A 14965-nucleotide genomic window follows, 5' to 3' on the forward strand; every position below is an offset into this window, starting at 1 on the left:
GCCCGCGAGCGCGAGGGTTGAAACCTGGCAGATTCGATCCGGCCCGGGGCTATTGCGGGTTACCGGTGCGCGGGTCGAGCGTCAGCGTCGGCTGCGGCGCACCGGTGAAGTCGAACAAAGCGGACAGCGGGCCGGCGAGCTCGTCGAACGAGTGGTCGCCGATGCGGCCGGTGTTCCAGTTGTCTTCGATGAACCGAAGGATCGACGTTTGGTCGGTGCGGGTGTGGTCCACGAAATTACTTCTGGCGTAAGGCGAAACCACCAGCAGCGGCAGCCGCGGCCCGTACCCGCACCTGCCCTGGTAGGCGATCGGCTCTGCGGCCGGATCTCCGCAACGGCCCGGGCCGTTCAGGGCGTCTTCGGTTGTGGCCGAAGACAATACGATCGTCGACGCCTTGTGGTCATACCAGCCGTCGGAGTCGTCGTAACTGACGACGACGGCGGTGTCGCGCCACTGCGGCAGCTTCTGCAGATGATTGATGGTCTCGACGAGGAACTGCTGTTCGTCGGCGGGATCCGAGTAGCCGGCGTGGGCGTTCTGGTAGGCGGGTGGCTTGAGGAAGCTGACCGACGGCAGCTGGGCGGCGTCGGCGGCGGCCCAGAAATCCGACACGTCGTATTGGTGGTTGGCCTGATCGGTGCGGCCGATCTTGTCGATTCCGCTGGGCGGCAAGTGATGTGGGTTGGCCGTCGACGGGTAGTATTGGAACGGCTCGTGGTGCGGGACGTAGTCGGGCTTGGTACCGAACGCCAGCGCCCCGGTCTTTCCGGTGCCGCCGACGGCCGCGCCGACATTGTGCGTCGCATCGCACTGCGCGGTGCCGTCGGGTCTTCTGCTGGTGGGTTTGAAACCGCCCTGAAAGTAGCCCCAGGTGATGCCCTTGGCGTTGAGCAGGTCTCCGACGTTTCTGTTGCTGGCGCCGAACTGCACCTGGTCCCGCGACGAGCAGTCGTCACCGAAGGGCTGCGAATCGTCGATCAGGGTGCCTTGCCAATTGCCCGCGTCGTCGATCACCGTGTGCGGCGGGAACGGCAGCCCGCCCGGCATGAATTTACTTGTCACTCCGTGCGTTTGGCCCGATATCAGGTTGATATGGCCGGGCGTCGAAGGGCCGAAGGTGGTGTTGTAGAAGTTGTCGCTCATCGAATAGTGCTGCGCGTAGTTCCACAGCGCAGTCACCGAGTTGCCGTCGTAGTAGCCCATCACCAGCCCCGGGACGTTGAAGGCCGGCGGAGAGCAGGTCTCGCCTTCGTCGTGCTCGACGAAGCGGTCCATCGCGCCGCCGTTGAAGGCCGACTGCTCGGCCTGGTAAGCGTGATCCTGATCGCAGGTCACCTGCTGGCCCGGTCCGCCCAGTCGCATCGGCTGCGCCGAGTTGGGATTGTGCGTCAACAGGTCTGGCGTCAGGCCGTCGACCGCGGGGGTGCCGGGTCTGGCGTTGAACGGTTGGCCGTCGGCGTTGGCGGCATGAGGGTATGTCCCGAAGTAGTGATCGAAGGAGACGTTCTCCTCGAAGATGACCACCAGGTGGTGGATGGGTGTCGCGGTGGGCGGTTCGGCACCCGGAGCCGCGGGCTGGTGAGCGCAGGCGGCGACGAGAACAAGCGCTGCGGCGAGGCGACTGACGGCGGCGGCGCGCGGTAATACCATGTCGCAACGCCATACCAGCCCGCGCCGAGATCCGCAAAATTCCTCGAGGCAAACGGTCGCCGGTGGCTCGAAATAACCGGTCGATAGCCACCGGATTACAAAGCCCTTCCAAAGGGGTCGGTAGGGTCGGAAAAAACTAGTGGGCGCGAGATTATGACCTTCGTGCCCGATCTGACCCGCCGCGCGGTGCTGCGAGTGGGCGCTAGTGCCAGCGCTGCAGCCATGGGCGCCTGGGCACTGAGCGCGCTCGTGGATCCCCCGCAGCCACAAGCGGCGCCGCTGTCACCCACCCCGTTCGAACCGTCGACCGCGAGCAGCAACCTGCCCAACAAACTGACGGGATCGTTCATCTCGAAGGCGCGCGGTGGCGTCAAGACCAACTGGGTGATCGCGCTGCCGCCCGGGCAGACGTCGCAGAGCGGATTGCTGCCGGCGGTGATCGCGCTGCACGGCAAGGACGGCGACGCGAACATGATGCTGGACTGCGGCGTCGAGGACGCGCTGGCCCGACTGGTCAAGGAGGGCAAGCCGCCGTTCGCGGTGGTCGGCGTCGACGGCGGCAGCGACTCCTACTGGCACAAGCGGGCCGACGGCACCGACTCCGGTGCGATGGTCATCGACGAACTCCTGCCGATGCTGGGCTCGATGGGCCTGGACACCTCGCGGGTCGGGTTCATGGGCTGGTCGATGGGTGGATACGGGGCACTGCGCCTGGGCGCCAAGCTGGGGCCGTCGCGGACCGCGGGGATCTGCGCGATCAGCCCGGCGCTGTACACGTCCTACGCCGACTGCGCACCCAAAGCGTTTGACAGCGAAGAGGACTGGATGGCGAACAGCGTGATGGGCCTGCCGGCGTTGTCCCAGATTCCGCTGCGGGTGGACTGCGGAACATTCGATCGCTTCTATCCCGCGACACGCCAATTCGTGAGCCAACTCAAAACGCCACCGGCAGTAAGCTTCACAATCGGCGGCCATGACATGACGTGGTGGCGTTTGCAATTACCCGGCGAGCTCTCCTGGCTGGCGACTTAGCGAGGCACGCACACGGTATGACAGTCCGACAGGAAGTCATCCCCAGCGGCACTACCCGGACCAAGCGAAGCGAATTCCGGCCGGACATCGAGGGACTGCGCGCGGTCGCGGTGATCGCGGTCGTGCTCTACCACGCGGGCATACCGGGTGTAACCGGCGGCTACATCGGTGTGGACGTCTTCTTCGTCATCTCCGGCTTCCTGATCACCGGCCTGCTCTGGCGCGAGGTCGCCACTACCAATGCCGTTGCGCTGGGCAGCTTTTACGGTGCCCGGGCCCGCCGGCTGCTGCCCGCCGCGGCCACGGTCGGCATTGCCACCGCGATCACGGCGGCGATCGTGTTGCCGCCGTTGCAGGCGCGCAGCGTCTTCGTCGATGGCGTGGCCAGCGCGCTGTATGTCGGCAACTACCGGTTCGCCCAGCAAGGCACCGACTACCTGGCCGCCGACCTGCCCTCGCCGTTCCAGCACTACTGGTCGCTGGGCGTCGAGGAGCAGTTCTACCTGGTGTGGCCGCTGCTGATCATCGGCACCGCGTGGCTGATCGGCCGGCTGCGCCCCGGCGCCGCGGCCCGGGCACTGCCGTACACCGTGCTGCTCGGATTGGTCGGTGCGGCCTCGCTGACCGCGGCGGTGCTGTGGACCCGCATCTCGCCGTCCTGGGCGTTCTTTTCGCTGCCGACCCGCGCCTGGGAGCTGGCCGTCGGCGGCCTGGTGGCGCTGACGCTTCCGCAGTGGCGCCAGCTGCCCCTGTTGTCCGCGGCGGTCGCCGGATGCGGCGGCCTGGCACTGATCCTGCTCACCTGCACCCAGCTCGGCCCGCACACGCCCTACCCCGGTACCGCGGCGTTGCTGCCCGTGCTGGGGACCGCGCTGGTGATCGGCGGCGGCAGCGTCACCGGCAGCCTGGGCCCCGGTCGCCTGCTGTGCCGGCCGGCGATGCGGGCGATCGGCCGGATCTCGTACTCCTGGTACCTGTGGCACTGGCCGGTGCTGCTACTGCTGCCGCAGCTGCTGGGCGAACCCGCGGGCCTGCCGGCCCGGCTGAGCGCGATCTTCATCTCGGCCGGGCTCGCGGTGATCACCCTGCATCTGGTCGAAAACCCCGGACGCTTCGCTGCCGCTCTACGCCGATCGGCCAAGACCAGCCTGGCCGTGGCCGGCGTCGCCACCGGAGTCGCCGCGTGCGCCTGCCTGCTGCTGCTCAGGGTGATTCCGGTGCCGGTGGGTCACGGGCCGGCCGCCGCGGCGGCCAACATCGTCGCGCTGCCCACGGCGACATTCGCGGGGGCCAATCCGCAGGCCGCCGACCCGCGCGAGGCCGCGGTCCGCGATGCGTTCGCGCAGGTGCGCGCCGCGGTCGCGGCGTCGGCGAGCCTGCGCGCTGTGCCCTCGAACCTGGACCCGTCGCTGGCTGACGCTCCGGCCGACAAGGCTGCGGTATTCGTCAACGGCTGCGTGCGATCCTGGCGCGAGGTCGGGCAGGCCGAATGCGCGACGGGCGACACCGCCTCGCCGACGACCGTCGCCCTGATCGGCGACTCGCACGCCGCCATGTGGAACCCGGCGTTTGAGCAACTCGCCGACCAACGGCACTGGCGGCTGGAAACGCTGGCCAAAGTGACCTGCCCGCTACAGGACCTGCCCATCGACAGCCCGTATCTGGGCCGTGAGTACACCGAGTGCGAACAGTGGCGCGGCCAGATCCTGGCGCGCGTGACCGCCGAGCACCCGCGTCTGGTCGTGCTGAGCATGAGCCGGCGCTACGGCGCGGACTTCGGCTTCACCTCCTACGACCCCGCCTGGATCAACACGCTGGGCCACACGGTCGCCCAGTTACGCCGTAGCGGTGCGTCCGTCCTGGTCCTGGGACCCGCCCCTGATCCGCGCTCCGCGGTGCCCGCATGCCTGTCCGGTCACCTCGACGACGCCACCGCCTGCGCGCCGGCCCGAGCCGACGCTGTCAGCAGAGCGGGCGTCGCGGCCGAGCAGGCAGCGGTCACCGGTGCCGGCGGCCACTACGCCGACGTGAGCGACCTGTTCTGCACCCCGGAACGCTGCCCGATGATCGTCGGCAACACCCTGGTGTTCCGCGACGACAACCACGTGACGACCGAGTACGCGCGGCTGCTGGCCCCGGTGTTCGGCGCACTAACCGACAGTGCCGTCACGGGCGAATAACTAAGCGATGACTTTATTGGTCAATGAACCTCACAAGGTCAGCCAACGTGCTAGGAAGATAAGGGGTTTGGAGGTTTGGGGATGACGCCACTGCTGTTGGTCTGCTTGGCGGCTGCCGCACCGCTCGTCGGTGTCGGCATGCTGCAACTGCAGGCGCGGCTGGAGCGCTGGGATTACGAGCGCCACGCCGACGATTAAGGCTTGGCCGGCCGTCGCACCTGCGCAACGTCGCACCTGCGCAACGAGACCGGCTAGATCTACGCGTTTGAGCTGATGTTTTGCGGCATAGGGACTTTGACGCCCGCATCGATCGGAAGGACATCGCGCCGCCGACCGCGGGTGCGGTTTGCTCAAGAAGCGGCCCGACACACCTAGGCTTGCCGCGACAGCTGCATCCCCACCAGTGGGGCAATCTTGCCCGCCATGTACGCGTGGCCCGCGTCGTTGGGGTGCACGCCATCGGGACCGATCAGATCGGGCCGGTCGACGAACCAGCGGTCGCCGATGGGATCGACGAACGCCGCTCCCGCGGCCCGCGCCTCCGCATTGAGCACGTCGCGATCCTGCAGCACCTCGGCGGGCACGTCGGCGGTGGGCCACGGTGGACCGATCACCAGAAACCTCGCCGTCGGCGCGAACCGGCGCGCCAGCGCAAAGGTCTCGCGCGTCCTGTCGGCCAGCTCTCCAGGGTCAACAGGCTGGTCATTGCGGGAGCCGAAGAACACCACCAGGGCGTCCTGCGGCTTGACCGCCCGGGCGGTCAGATCCTCGAAGATGCTGCCGTGGTTGCCCGGCACGCCATAGCCGGCCCCGCCTTCGGCTGACACATCGGCCGCGACCCGAATCCCGCGTTGCGCCAACGCCTGCCACGCGCGGGCCGTCCACGCCTTGGGCCCCCGGCCGCCCTCGTCGCTGCCGGTGGTGTACGAATCGCCGATCACGGCGATGTGGTTCACGGAGGAATCCAGCGTCAGCGTCTCGTATGCCCGCACCCGCGCCGGGTTTTCCCAGACCGGAGCAACAGCGCCGGCCACCGCGGCGAGGCTGATGACGAATGTGGCCAGTCGACTCACCACGTACCTCCCCCAGTGAACAGTGACGTATGCAGCATCCAAATTAACGGAATCGTATGAGAAATCGGCCCAATTTCGCTGCGGCAGGCCGCTATCGGATGGGCATTCCGATGATGCCTGGGCCACAGGATAATTGGCGACCCGGTGCAAGGCTCACACCGCTCGGGCCGAAACCGCTTCCAGCGCACCGTCGATCTGGTGAAGTTTCGCGTTGGCCGACTCGACGGACTCGATCTTCGTGGTCGCCGGTCGGACGTCGACCATCCTACGCATCCAGCGGCGCGCGGGCTCTTCGACGCAGTGGTACATCAGGCTCGAGATGGCCAGCGCGATCGCCATCAGGCCGATGACGTTCCATTTCCACGGCGAATCGGATTCCCACGGCGTGAGCCGGAACTGCAGTACGGCCCAACCCCAGGTGGTGTGCACCAACTCGTGGACCATGTACAGGCAGAACGAGATCTGCCCGCCGTACACCATCACCCGGGTCGACAGCAGCCTCGGCAGGCTGCCCAGGCCGACCGCCAGCGTGATCACCAGCGGCACGAACAGCATGTCGACCACACCGGCGCTGTCCAGGACTCCGCTGATCGGATAGGTGTCGAGCAGGTAGATCAGGCCCACCGTGGCGACGAGCAGCAGCAGGGAGACGTATCCGACCACGCGGCGAGCGCGCTCGCTCAGATCCAGCCGGCGAACGGCGGCGCAGGCCAGCGCGCCTGCGACGAACTGGGTCACGATCCGCGGCAACCAGCTCCACGGCGTATAGAAGAAGCCGCTGGTCAACAACAGCACCAGCGGCGGCAGCTGCGCGATGAAGGCCAGCACCATCAGGGTGCGCGCCCGGGTGGCCAGCTTCATCCGGAAGATCACCAGGATCAGCGCACCGAACAGCAGATAGGCCAGCCATTCCGCGCTGATCGACCAGGCCGGCCCGTCCCAGCTGGTGCCGTCGAAGAATGGCTCGAACCACAGCTGCACCAGCAGGATCTGGCGCACATAGCTGATCGCGGTGAGCGATCCCACCTCGGGCAGCGGCTCATGGCCGACGTGCAGCGACAGGATCACCAGCAGCGCGGCCAGGTGCAGGGTGACCAGGTACACCGGGTACACCCTGGCCAGCCGCAACCACAGGAAGTGCAGCGTCGCGCGCGCCGACCACGACCGGCCCATGCGATCGAGGTAGTTCCAGGCCAGCACGAATCCACTGAGGATGAAGAACAGGTCGACGCCCTGGGCGCCGCAGTTGAGCACCGGCGCGAGGTTCTCGCGGAAGTCGGGCGAGATGTCGCTGAGCATCGGCCGGAAATGGAAGAGGACCACCCACACCGCGGCGACGATGCGCAGCCCGGTCAGGGCTTTGATCTCACCCTTGATCTCTCCGCTGCGCACGACGCTCTTTCCGTCTCGTTCGCTATTTCATCCGGCTGACCGGGCGATTCCGCCCTACCGCAAGCCCCCCGACCCGCAACCGTGTAGCCCTGGCAGCCTAACAAAGCGAGCACCCCGACGGCGTCAGGGCACTGGCGTGGCCCGGCCAAGTCGGTAAAAAGCCCCCAATAGCCCGCAAAAGCCCTCTTATTTAACAAAAAAATAGACGCGGCTTTCGGTCTCCTTATATTTCGCAGGCACCGTTGAGGGCAGGTTGGTCGACACTGCGTCGGGCTCCCATCGTCTTGGAGAGGCTGCTCATGACTTTCGCGATCGCCACCAGGCAGGGCAACGACACGTTCGACTGCGGTGGCGCACAGATCCGGGCCCACTGCCGGCACTTGGCGACCGTGGTGACCATCCGTGGCGAGATCGACGCCTTCAACGTCGACCCGGCCGGCGAGTACATCCGCCGCTTCGTCCTCGCGAACAACCCCGTCGTACTCGACATGAGCGAAGTGAATCCCTGTGCTGCGGCCGGTATTTCGCTGCTAACCGCATTCGACGACGAGTGCCGCGCGGCCGGCGTGGAGTGGACCCTGGTGGCCAGCCCGGCGGTTTTCGACGTGCTGGATGACGGCTGCGACCACGACGAGGCGATGTTTCCGGTCACCCGCTCGGTCAGCGAGGCGCTGCGCGACCTGGCCAACGCCATCGTAATCCGGCGTCAGCTGGTGCTGCCGCTGATCAAGAAGACGGCCTAGCGCGCCCTGAGGCGCCGCCACCTGGCCACCCCGACCACGGCCAGCACGCCGGCGATAATCGCCAGCAGCATAGTCAGCAGCAGTAGCTGCGGGTCATAGACCAGCGACATCGTGGACGGCTGTCCCTCGGCGACGGGTCCCACGCCCCGCGGGAAACGCGCATGCAACCAACTCACCCCGGCGCCGACCAGTGCGGCACAGGCCAGCGCGAGTTCCAGCAGCGCCCGGTAACGGCCGATCACAGGGTCGGCCCGGCGTCGTCGTCGCCGTCGATCGCGTCTGACCGGGCAGGCTCGACCCGCTCCTGCACCAGCGGAGTCAGCGCCGCCCGAAGGTGACGGTGTCGGCGCGCCCACGCCTGCGCGGTACGACCCCCGGTCAGCTTCAGGCCGATGCCCTCCCGGCGCCGCGGCACCCCGGACAGCTCGCCCAGCGCCCGCGCCTCCTGCCACTTCGCCAGCGGCTTGTCGGACTTGACCGAATTCTCCGCCTCCGGATAGACCCTCACGATCTCGCGCACCAGGATGGTTTCGGTGCCCTGACGCAGAGCGTCTTGGGTCAGCTCGACCGAAACGTGGATGCGCGCCGCCTTCACCTGCAAGGCCACGAACGCCGACACCATCACCAAAAAGATCGCCGGCACCGCCAGCGAAACCTGTGCGCCGCTCCATATCTCGATCAGAATCATCGACGCCGCCGCGAGCGGGCCGGTCAGCACCCACAGCCAGCTCGCACCAGATTCATAGAACAACGGCTTGGGTTCGCTGTCCCGCGCTGCAGTCATTGAAGCCTCATCCCCTGATTCTCACCCCGCGACATGCGCCCGCTACGACAGCCAAGCCGCCGCCGCCGTGGCCCAGTAGGTCAGCACGATATCGGCTCCGGCACGGCGGATGCTGATCAGCGATTCCAGCGCGGCGGCGCGTTCGTCGATCCAGTTGTTGGCGGCCGCAGCACGAATCATCGCGTACTCCCCCGACACCTGGTAGGCCGCGACCGGCACCGGCGAGATCGCCGCCGCGGCCGCCACCACGTCGAGACAGCTCATCGCTGGTTTGACCATCACGATGTCGGCGCCCTCGTCGACGTCCAGCTCGATCTCGTGCAGCGCCTCCCGGATGTTGCCCGACTCCTGCTGATAGGTCCGCCGATCCCCGGACAGGCTCGAGCTCACCGCCTCGCGAAACGGGCCGTAGAACGCTGAGGCGAATTTCGCGGCGTACGCGAGGATCACCACGTCGCTGTGGCCCGCGGCGTCCAGACCGTCGCGGATAGCGGCCACCTGACCATCCATCATCCCGCTCGGGGCCACCACATGAGCGCCCGAATGTGCCTGTGCCACCGCCAGCTTCACGTACCGCGCCAGGGTGGCGTCGTTATCGACGCGGCCCCGCTCGTCGAGGACGCCGCAGTGGCCGTGGTCGGTGAACTCGTCCAGGCAGGTGTCGGCCATCAGCACGGTGGCATCGCCGAGATCCTTGGACAGGTCGCGCAGCGCGACGTTGAGGATGCCGTCGGGATCGGTGCCGGCCGAGCCGGCCGAGTCCTTGTCCTGCTCGCGCGGTACACCGAAGAGCATCAGCCCGCCGACGCCTGCCGTGACCGCATCCGCGGCGGCGCTGCGCAGCGAATCCCGGTTCTGCTGCACCACGCCCGGCATGGACGGAATCGGCTGCGGTTCGTCGATACCGTCGGCCACGAACATCGGCAACACCAAATGCCTTGGCTCCAGCGAGGTTTGCGCCACCAAGCGACGCAACGCGGGGGTGGTGCGGAGCCGGCGCGGCCGATGCCGCGGGTAGGCCATTAGCTAGCGCCTGCGGCTCTTCTTGCGCGGCGGTGGCAGCGCGCCCTCGGCGCGCAACCGCGCGGCATGCTCGGCCAGTGCGTCGACCAGCGGGCCAATTGCCGCCGTCTCGGGCTGGACATCGACCCGCAAACCGAACTCGGCGGCGGTCTCGGCGGTCTTGGGCCCGATGCAGGCGATGATGGTGCGCGCGTGCGGCTTGCCCGCGATGCCGACCAGGTTGCGCACCGTCGAACTCGACGTGAAGCACACCGCGTCGAAGCCGCCCGTCTTGATCATCTCGCGGGTGGACGCCGGCGGAGGTGCGGCACGCACCGTCCGGTACGCGGTGACATCCTCGATCTCCCAACCACGTTCGCGCAGGCCCTCGGCCAGCGTCTCGGTGGCGATGTCGGCGCGCGGCAGCAGGACCCGGTTGACCGGGTCGAAAATGCTGTCGTAGGGCGGGAAGTCGTCCAGCAGACCGAGTGAGGACTGCTCGCCGGCCGGCACCAGCTCGGGGCTGATCCCGAACGCGCGGACCCGGTCGGCCGTCGACTCTCCGACGCAGGCGATCTTCACGCCGGAGAAAGCGCGGGCGTCCAGACCGAACTCGCCGAACTTCTCCCACACGGCGCGCACCGCGTTGGTCGAGGTGAACACCACCCACTGGAATCGGCCGTCGACCAATCCCTTGACCGCACGCTCCATTTGGGCGGGACTACGCGGCGGCTCGACGGCGATGGTCGGCACCTCGACGGGCAGCGCGCCGTAGGAGGTCAGCCGCTCGCTCATCTCGCCGGCCTGGTCCTTGGTGCGCGGCACCAACACGGTCCAGCCGTACAGTTCGCGGCTCTCCCACCAGTTCAGCTTCGCCCGGCTGCTCACCGTCTTGCCGATGGTGACCACAAGCGGCCCGGTCAGCGGACCGGCCGGGTTGGCGCCACCGTCCAGCACACCAGGCTCGGTCAGCCCATGCAGCGTGGTTTCGACCGAACGCTGCTGACACGTGGTGCCCTGCGCGGTCACCACACACGGCGTGGTCTCGGACAGCTCATGCTCGATCAGGGTGCGGGCCGCTTCGGCCAGATGCGACCCTGTGGCCTGCAGGATCAGCGGTCCGGGGGCGGCGGCCAGGGCCTCCCAGTCGACGTCGGCGCGCACGTCGGCGACGGTGTGCGAGGAGCCCAACGGCAGTCCCGCGTAGGTCGGGACCGCGCTGGTGGCGGCCAGGCCGGGCACGATCTCGACGTGCAGGTGGCTGCGCGCGACGGCGTTCACCTCGGTGATCACCGAGTCGACCGTCAGCGGGTCTCCGGCCACCAGACGCACCACGTCGACACCGGTTCGGGCCTCGGCGACCAGCGTCTTGGCGACGTCGGCAGGCTCGCCCAGGGCCGGGCGGACGTCGGGCCCGCCGGAGATCACGGCGGGCGATGCCTGCCCCTGATCGCTATCGGTGGTCCCGTCGGCATTCGCGGGTGCCGGTTCGGCAGGCACCGGGCCGGAAACCGGCGGCAGGTCCTTGCCGATCAGCGCCAGCACCGGGTCGGGCACGTCGGGGTCGGTGAACACCAGGGCTGCGTTGGCCAACGCCGTAGCAGCCTTCGTGGTCAGCAGTCCCGGATCGCCGGGGCCCGAACCCACGAAAGTGATGCGGCCCGGTCTCGGCTTACGCCCTCGCGTCGTCATTGTCGCTCCCACGTCACTCTCATTCAGTTTCCTTGCGCGGGGTCCTGCCGCGCATTGCCGATCAGCTCCCCGGCGCCCAGCTCGAACAGCTCCGCGGCCACCGAGAGCCCCAGCTCTCGAGCCCGACCGGGAGTGCCGATGCCGGACGCACGGATCACATCGGACCCGTCCAGCGCCGCTACGCAGCCGCGCAGCGACAGCTCTTCGAAGAGCCGGCCGTCCTCATCGATGGACTCGACCACCTCAGCGATCGCTCCCACCGGTGCGGAGCAACCCGCCTCCAGTTCGGCTAGCAGAGCTCGCTCCGCGGTGACCGCCACGCGCGTGTCGGCGTCGTCCAACTCCGCCAGCACCGCCGCCAATCGGATGTCGCCGGAGCGGCATTCGACGGCGAGCGCGCCCTGAGCCGGTGCTGGCAACATTTGCACCGGCTCTAGCGTCTCGGTGACATCGGCGAGGCGGCCCAGACGAGCCAGACCGGCCCGGGCCACCACGACGGCGTCAAGTTCACCACTGCTTACCCTGTTCAACCTGGTATCTAGGTTGCCTCGTAGGGGGCGGATTTCCAAACCGAGACCCAATGCTCTAAGCTGCGCGGCCCGTCGCGGGGACGACGTTCCTACCAGCGAACCAGTCGGCAACTCGCCGAGCACCAGTCCGTCGCGCGCTACCAGCGCATCGCGCGGGTCATTGCGGACCGGTATGGCCGCGATCGTGAACCTGGGGTCATCGGCCGTCGGCAGATCCTTGTGCGAATGCACGGCCGCGTCGACGCGGCCGTCCTCGATGGCCTCGCGCAACGCCGTGGTGAACACCCCCACGCCCAGGGTTTCGATGGGGTCCGAAGACCGGTCGCCCGCAGTGCTGATGATCACCAGCTCCGCGGAATGACCATTGGCGATGAGCGTGTCTTTGACGATGCCGGCCTGGGTGGTGGCCAGCAGACTGCCCCGCGTGCCTATCCGTATCACGTGCGCCAATTGGCTACTCGGCGGACTGCTTTGGGCTGCCCGCGTCGAATCCCGTTGACACAACCGGCAATTCACCGGCGGTGGCAACGGCGTCGACGGACGTCTGGTCAAGCTCGAAAAGCTCACGCAGCGCTTCGGCGTAGCTGTCACCGCCGGGGGCGCTGGCGAGCTGCTTGATCCGCACGGTGGGCGCGTGCAACAGCTTGTCCACCACCCGACGGACGGTGCGGGCGACCTCTTCGCGCTGGGCGCTCTCCAGGCCGGGCAGCCGGTTCTCCAGGCGGAGCAGCTCGGCTTCGACCACATCGGCGGCCCGCTGGCGCAGCGCGGTTACCGTCGGCGTCACCTCGGCCATCCGCTGTCCCGCCAGGTAGGCGGCGACCTCGCTGGCCACGATGTGGCGGGCGGCGTCGACGTCGGCGGTCGCAGCGTGGGCCGCCGGTTCGCGCTGGATCCGGTCCACGTCGACGACCCAGACGCCAGGCAGTCCGGCCACCGCAGGGTCGACGTCGCGCGGCATGCCCAGGTCGCAGATCACCAGCGGGTGGGTGGCTTCGTCGCGGCGTGAGGCGGCCAGCGCGTGGTGCACGTCGGCCAGGGAAACCACAGGGCTCACGGCTCCGGTGCAGCTGACCACGACGTCGGCGTCGGCCAGCGCGTGGTCGAGCCCGTCCAGCGTCATCGCGTGCGCCACTACGCCCGATTCGCGGATCTTGCGGGCCAGCCGCTGCGCGCGAGGCAGCGAACGGTTGAGCACCACGATTTGTCCGATGCCGGCCCTGGTCAAATGGCTCGCCGACAGGGCGCCCATCGCACCGGCGCCGATCACCACGGCCGTCCGGCCCGAAAGCCCGCCCAGCGTGCGTTCGGCCATGCCCAGCGCGACCGAGACGACCGACGCGCCCGCAGCATCGATGCCCGTTTCGGAGTGCACCCGCTTGCCGACCGACAGTGCCCGCTGGGCCAGCTCGTGCAGCACCCGGCCGACGGTGCTGTTGGCCTCGGCGTTGGCATAGGCCCGGCGCACCTGGCCGAGCACCTGCTGCTCGCCGATGACCGCCGAGTCCAGCCCGCCGGTGACGGCGAACAGATGCTCGACGGCGGCCTCGCTATAGCGCACGTAGGCGTACTTGGTCAGGTCGCCCATGGGCATTCCGGAGTGTTCCGACAGCACCTGCCCGATTGCGGCCAGCCCGCCGTGGAACGCGTCGACCACCGCATAGACCTCGACGCGGTTGCACGTCGACAACACCATCGCCTCGGTGACCAGCGGCGATTGCAGCACCTTGTCGACGATCTTGGTCTGATCGGATTCGTTGATGCTGATTTGTTCCAGGACGGAGACCGGCGCACTGCGGTGCGAAACCCCGAAGAGCAGGATGCTCACGGCAGCATCACCTGGCCAGCTCCCTTGCTTCCAGCAGTAACTGAACTAGTCGTCTACGTTAATCGTTTATTCGTTGGGCTACCAAATATTGAGCCAACGGCCGCTGCGGCCCCGCTATCGTGCGAGATCAGCGCGCAGCCGGGGCTCGTCGATCTCCCAGTAACTGTGTTCCCGGCCGTCCAGCAGGATCACCGGCAGGCGGTCGCCGAACTCGGCGCGCAGCCCCGGGGCGCCCGATTTCGCGGCGGCGTCGACGTCGGTCGTCGACAGATCGAAACCCAGCTCACCGGCGAGTTCGGCCAGCCGCGCATGCACGCGTGCGCAGATGGTGCATCCGTCACGGGTCAGCAGCTCTACCTGCGGCCGGCTTGTCGGCTGGGTCATGGCACCAGTGTGGCATCAGCACCGCTGGACACCCTCAGCGTGAATTGTGGGCGGTCCCGGTAGTCGCTAGGTTTCGGTTATGGCCGCTGACGAGAATCTGCGTGTCGATCCCCAGATGATGCAGGGGTTCGCCCAAGGACTGCTCGGTGCTGCCGAGTCGCTGCGAAATCAACTCTCCGAACTCGACGGTCAGATCGGCGAGATGCTGGGCGGCTGGCAAGGCGCATCCGGCAGCGCCTACGGCTCCGCGTGGCAGCTGTGGCACCGCGGAGCCGTTGAGGTCGAGACGGGCTTATCGATGCTGTCCAAGGCGGTTGGCAAGGCCGGCACGGGCTACGCGCAAAACGATGCCGCTTCCGCGCAGTCGTTGCGAGTGGTGCGCGGTGAGTGAGGCATTCCGGGTGGATCCCGAGGCGCTGGCCGACGCGGTCGAGCGGATGGCGGAATTTCAGCGCTATGCCGAGAGCATGATTGCCGAAATCGATTCTCTGGTAGGCAATTTGCACACGACCTGGACAGGTGAGGGTGCGGCCGCTCACGCCGAGGCACACAAGCATTGGGCTCGGGGCGAGGCGATCATGCGCGAGGCGCTGGCTCAATTGCGGGCAGCCGCGCACACCGCGCACGGCAACTACACCGGCGCCGCCGCCAAGAATCTGAGCATGTGGTCGTGA

15 protein-coding genes are annotated in these 14965 nt (G+C 67.9%); 5 read left to right on the forward strand and 10 right to left on the reverse strand.

Annotated features, from left to right (window positions below; all coding sequences use genetic code 11):
• Nucleotides 1-49: 49 nt before the first annotated feature.
• On the reverse strand, nt 50-1651 hold the full coding sequence (locus MNAB215_RS04890; RefSeq protein ID WP_077077697.1) for a phospholipase C: 1602 nt from the start codon (nt 1649-1651) through the stop codon (nt 50-52).
• Between the two features lie 153 nt (nt 1652-1804).
• On the opposite strand from MNAB215_RS04890, the gene MNAB215_RS04895 reads away from it, so the two are divergent.
• Nucleotides 1805-2683 (forward strand): alpha/beta hydrolase, encoded by an 879-nt coding sequence (locus MNAB215_RS04895; protein WP_077077698.1) that lies wholly within the window; start codon nt 1805-1807, stop codon nt 2681-2683.
• 17 nt (nt 2684-2700) lie between these two features.
• Entirely contained in the window at nt 2701-4863 is a 2163-nt protein-coding gene (locus MNAB215_RS04900) for an acyltransferase family protein (protein WP_077077699.1), read from the forward strand.
• 371 nt (nt 4864-5234) lie between these two features.
• Here the strand turns inward: MNAB215_RS04900 and MNAB215_RS04905 are convergent, their stop codons facing one another.
• Together MNAB215_RS04905 and MNAB215_RS04910 are read right to left on the reverse strand one after the other, a co-directional pair.
• Entirely contained in the window at nt 5235-5936 is a 702-nt protein-coding gene (locus MNAB215_RS04905) for an Rv0518 family GDSL lipase (RefSeq protein ID WP_077078428.1), read from the reverse strand.
• Between the two features lie 153 nt (nt 5937-6089).
• Nucleotides 6090-7328 carry an acyltransferase family protein gene (locus MNAB215_RS04910; RefSeq protein ID WP_077077700.1) on the reverse strand — a complete coding sequence of 413 codons (1239 nt, stop codon included), beginning with the start codon at nt 7326-7328 and terminating at the stop codon, nt 6090-6092.
• A gap of 299 nt (nt 7329-7627) precedes the next feature.
• Here MNAB215_RS04910 and MNAB215_RS04915 point away from each other — a divergent pair, with 299 nt between their 5' ends.
• Nucleotides 7628-8071, forward strand: a complete 444-nt coding sequence (locus tag MNAB215_RS04915) for an STAS domain-containing protein (protein WP_077077701.1) — start codon at nt 7628-7630, stop codon at nt 8069-8071.
• Here MNAB215_RS04915 and MNAB215_RS04920 read toward each other — a convergent pair.
• The 7 genes from MNAB215_RS04920 to MNAB215_RS04950 all read right to left on the reverse strand — a co-directional run bounded on the left by MNAB215_RS04920 (nt 8068) and on the right by MNAB215_RS04950 (nt 14291).
• Complete coding sequence (locus tag MNAB215_RS04920; RefSeq protein WP_077077702.1) at nt 8068-8313, reverse strand: hypothetical protein; 246 nt, start codon at nt 8311-8313, stop codon at nt 8068-8070. The two genes, MNAB215_RS04915 and MNAB215_RS04920, sit on opposite strands and share 4 nt — an antisense overlap.
• Entirely contained in the window at nt 8310-8855 is a 546-nt protein-coding gene (locus MNAB215_RS04925) for a DUF3093 domain-containing protein (RefSeq protein ID WP_077077703.1), read from the reverse strand. Before MNAB215_RS04925 ends, MNAB215_RS04920 begins: the two co-directional genes overlap by 4 nt.
• Before the next feature lie 42 nt (nt 8856-8897).
• Nucleotides 8898-9878 carry a porphobilinogen synthase gene (gene hemB, locus MNAB215_RS04930; RefSeq protein ID WP_077077704.1) on the reverse strand — a complete coding sequence of 327 codons (981 nt, stop codon included), beginning with the start codon at nt 9876-9878 and terminating at the stop codon, nt 8898-8900.
• A gap of 3 nt (nt 9879-9881) precedes the next feature.
• The gene (locus MNAB215_RS04935; protein ID WP_077077705.1) at nt 9882-11549 is read right to left on the reverse strand and encodes a bifunctional uroporphyrinogen-III C-methyltransferase/uroporphyrinogen-III synthase; all 1668 of its coding nucleotides are present in this window, start codon (nt 11547-11549) and stop codon (nt 9882-9884) included.
• A 23-nt stretch (nt 11550-11572) separates the two neighbouring features.
• Nucleotides 11573-12520: a hydroxymethylbilane synthase gene (gene hemC, locus MNAB215_RS04940; protein WP_077078429.1), complete on the reverse strand. Its 948-nt coding sequence runs from the start codon at nt 12518-12520 to the stop codon at nt 11573-11575.
• A gap of 13 nt (nt 12521-12533) precedes the next feature.
• Nucleotides 12534-13907, reverse strand: a complete 1374-nt coding sequence (locus MNAB215_RS04945; RefSeq protein WP_077077706.1) for a glutamyl-tRNA reductase — start codon at nt 13905-13907, stop codon at nt 12534-12536.
• Between the two features lie 114 nt (nt 13908-14021).
• On the reverse strand, nt 14022-14291 hold the full coding sequence (locus MNAB215_RS04950; protein ID WP_077077707.1) for a glutaredoxin family protein: 270 nt from the start codon (nt 14289-14291) through the stop codon (nt 14022-14024).
• Between the two features lie 79 nt (nt 14292-14370).
• Between MNAB215_RS04950 and MNAB215_RS04955 the strand changes: the two genes are divergently transcribed.
• Nucleotides 14371-14682 carry a WXG100 family type VII secretion target gene (locus tag MNAB215_RS04955; RefSeq protein ID WP_077077708.1) on the forward strand — a complete coding sequence of 104 codons (312 nt, stop codon included), beginning with the start codon at nt 14371-14373 and terminating at the stop codon, nt 14680-14682.
• Complete coding sequence (locus MNAB215_RS04960; protein WP_077077709.1) at nt 14675-14965, forward strand: WXG100 family type VII secretion target; 291 nt, start codon at nt 14675-14677, stop codon at nt 14963-14965. The genes MNAB215_RS04955 and MNAB215_RS04960 overlap by 8 nt, the downstream gene beginning before the upstream one ends.

Source organism: Mycobacterium numidiamassiliense (assembly GCF_900157365.1).
GTDB lineage: Bacteria > Actinomycetota > Actinomycetes > Mycobacteriales > Mycobacteriaceae > Mycobacterium > Mycobacterium numidiamassiliense.

Bases quoted from the DNA above. Each gene is read 5' to 3' on its own strand.
- hemB (WP_077077704.1), bottom strand. From the start codon at position 9,878: ATGGCCTACCCGCGGCATCGGCCGCGCCGGCTCCGCACCACCCCCGCG.
- MNAB215_RS04935 (WP_077077705.1), bottom strand. From the start codon at position 11,549: ATGACGACGCGAGGGCGTAAGCCGAGACCGGGCCGCATCACTTTCGTG.
- MNAB215_RS04955 (WP_077077708.1), top strand. From the start codon at position 14,371: ATGGCCGCTGACGAGAATCTGCGTGTCGATCCCCAGATGATGCAGGGG.
- MNAB215_RS04900 (WP_077077699.1), top strand. From the start codon at position 2,701: ATGACAGTCCGACAGGAAGTCATCCCCAGCGGCACTACCCGGACCAAG.
- MNAB215_RS04895 (WP_077077698.1), top strand. From the start codon at position 1,805: ATGACCTTCGTGCCCGATCTGACCCGCCGCGCGGTGCTGCGAGTGGGC.
- MNAB215_RS04890 (WP_077077697.1), bottom strand. From the start codon at position 1,651: ATGGTATTACCGCGCGCCGCCGCCGTCAGTCGCCTCGCCGCAGCGCTT.
- MNAB215_RS04950 (WP_077077707.1), bottom strand. From the start codon at position 14,291: ATGACCCAGCCGACAAGCCGGCCGCAGGTAGAGCTGCTGACCCGTGAC.
- MNAB215_RS04915 (WP_077077701.1), top strand. From the start codon at position 7,628: ATGACTTTCGCGATCGCCACCAGGCAGGGCAACGACACGTTCGACTGC.
- MNAB215_RS04925 (WP_077077703.1), bottom strand. From the start codon at position 8,855: ATGACTGCAGCGCGGGACAGCGAACCCAAGCCGTTGTTCTATGAATCT.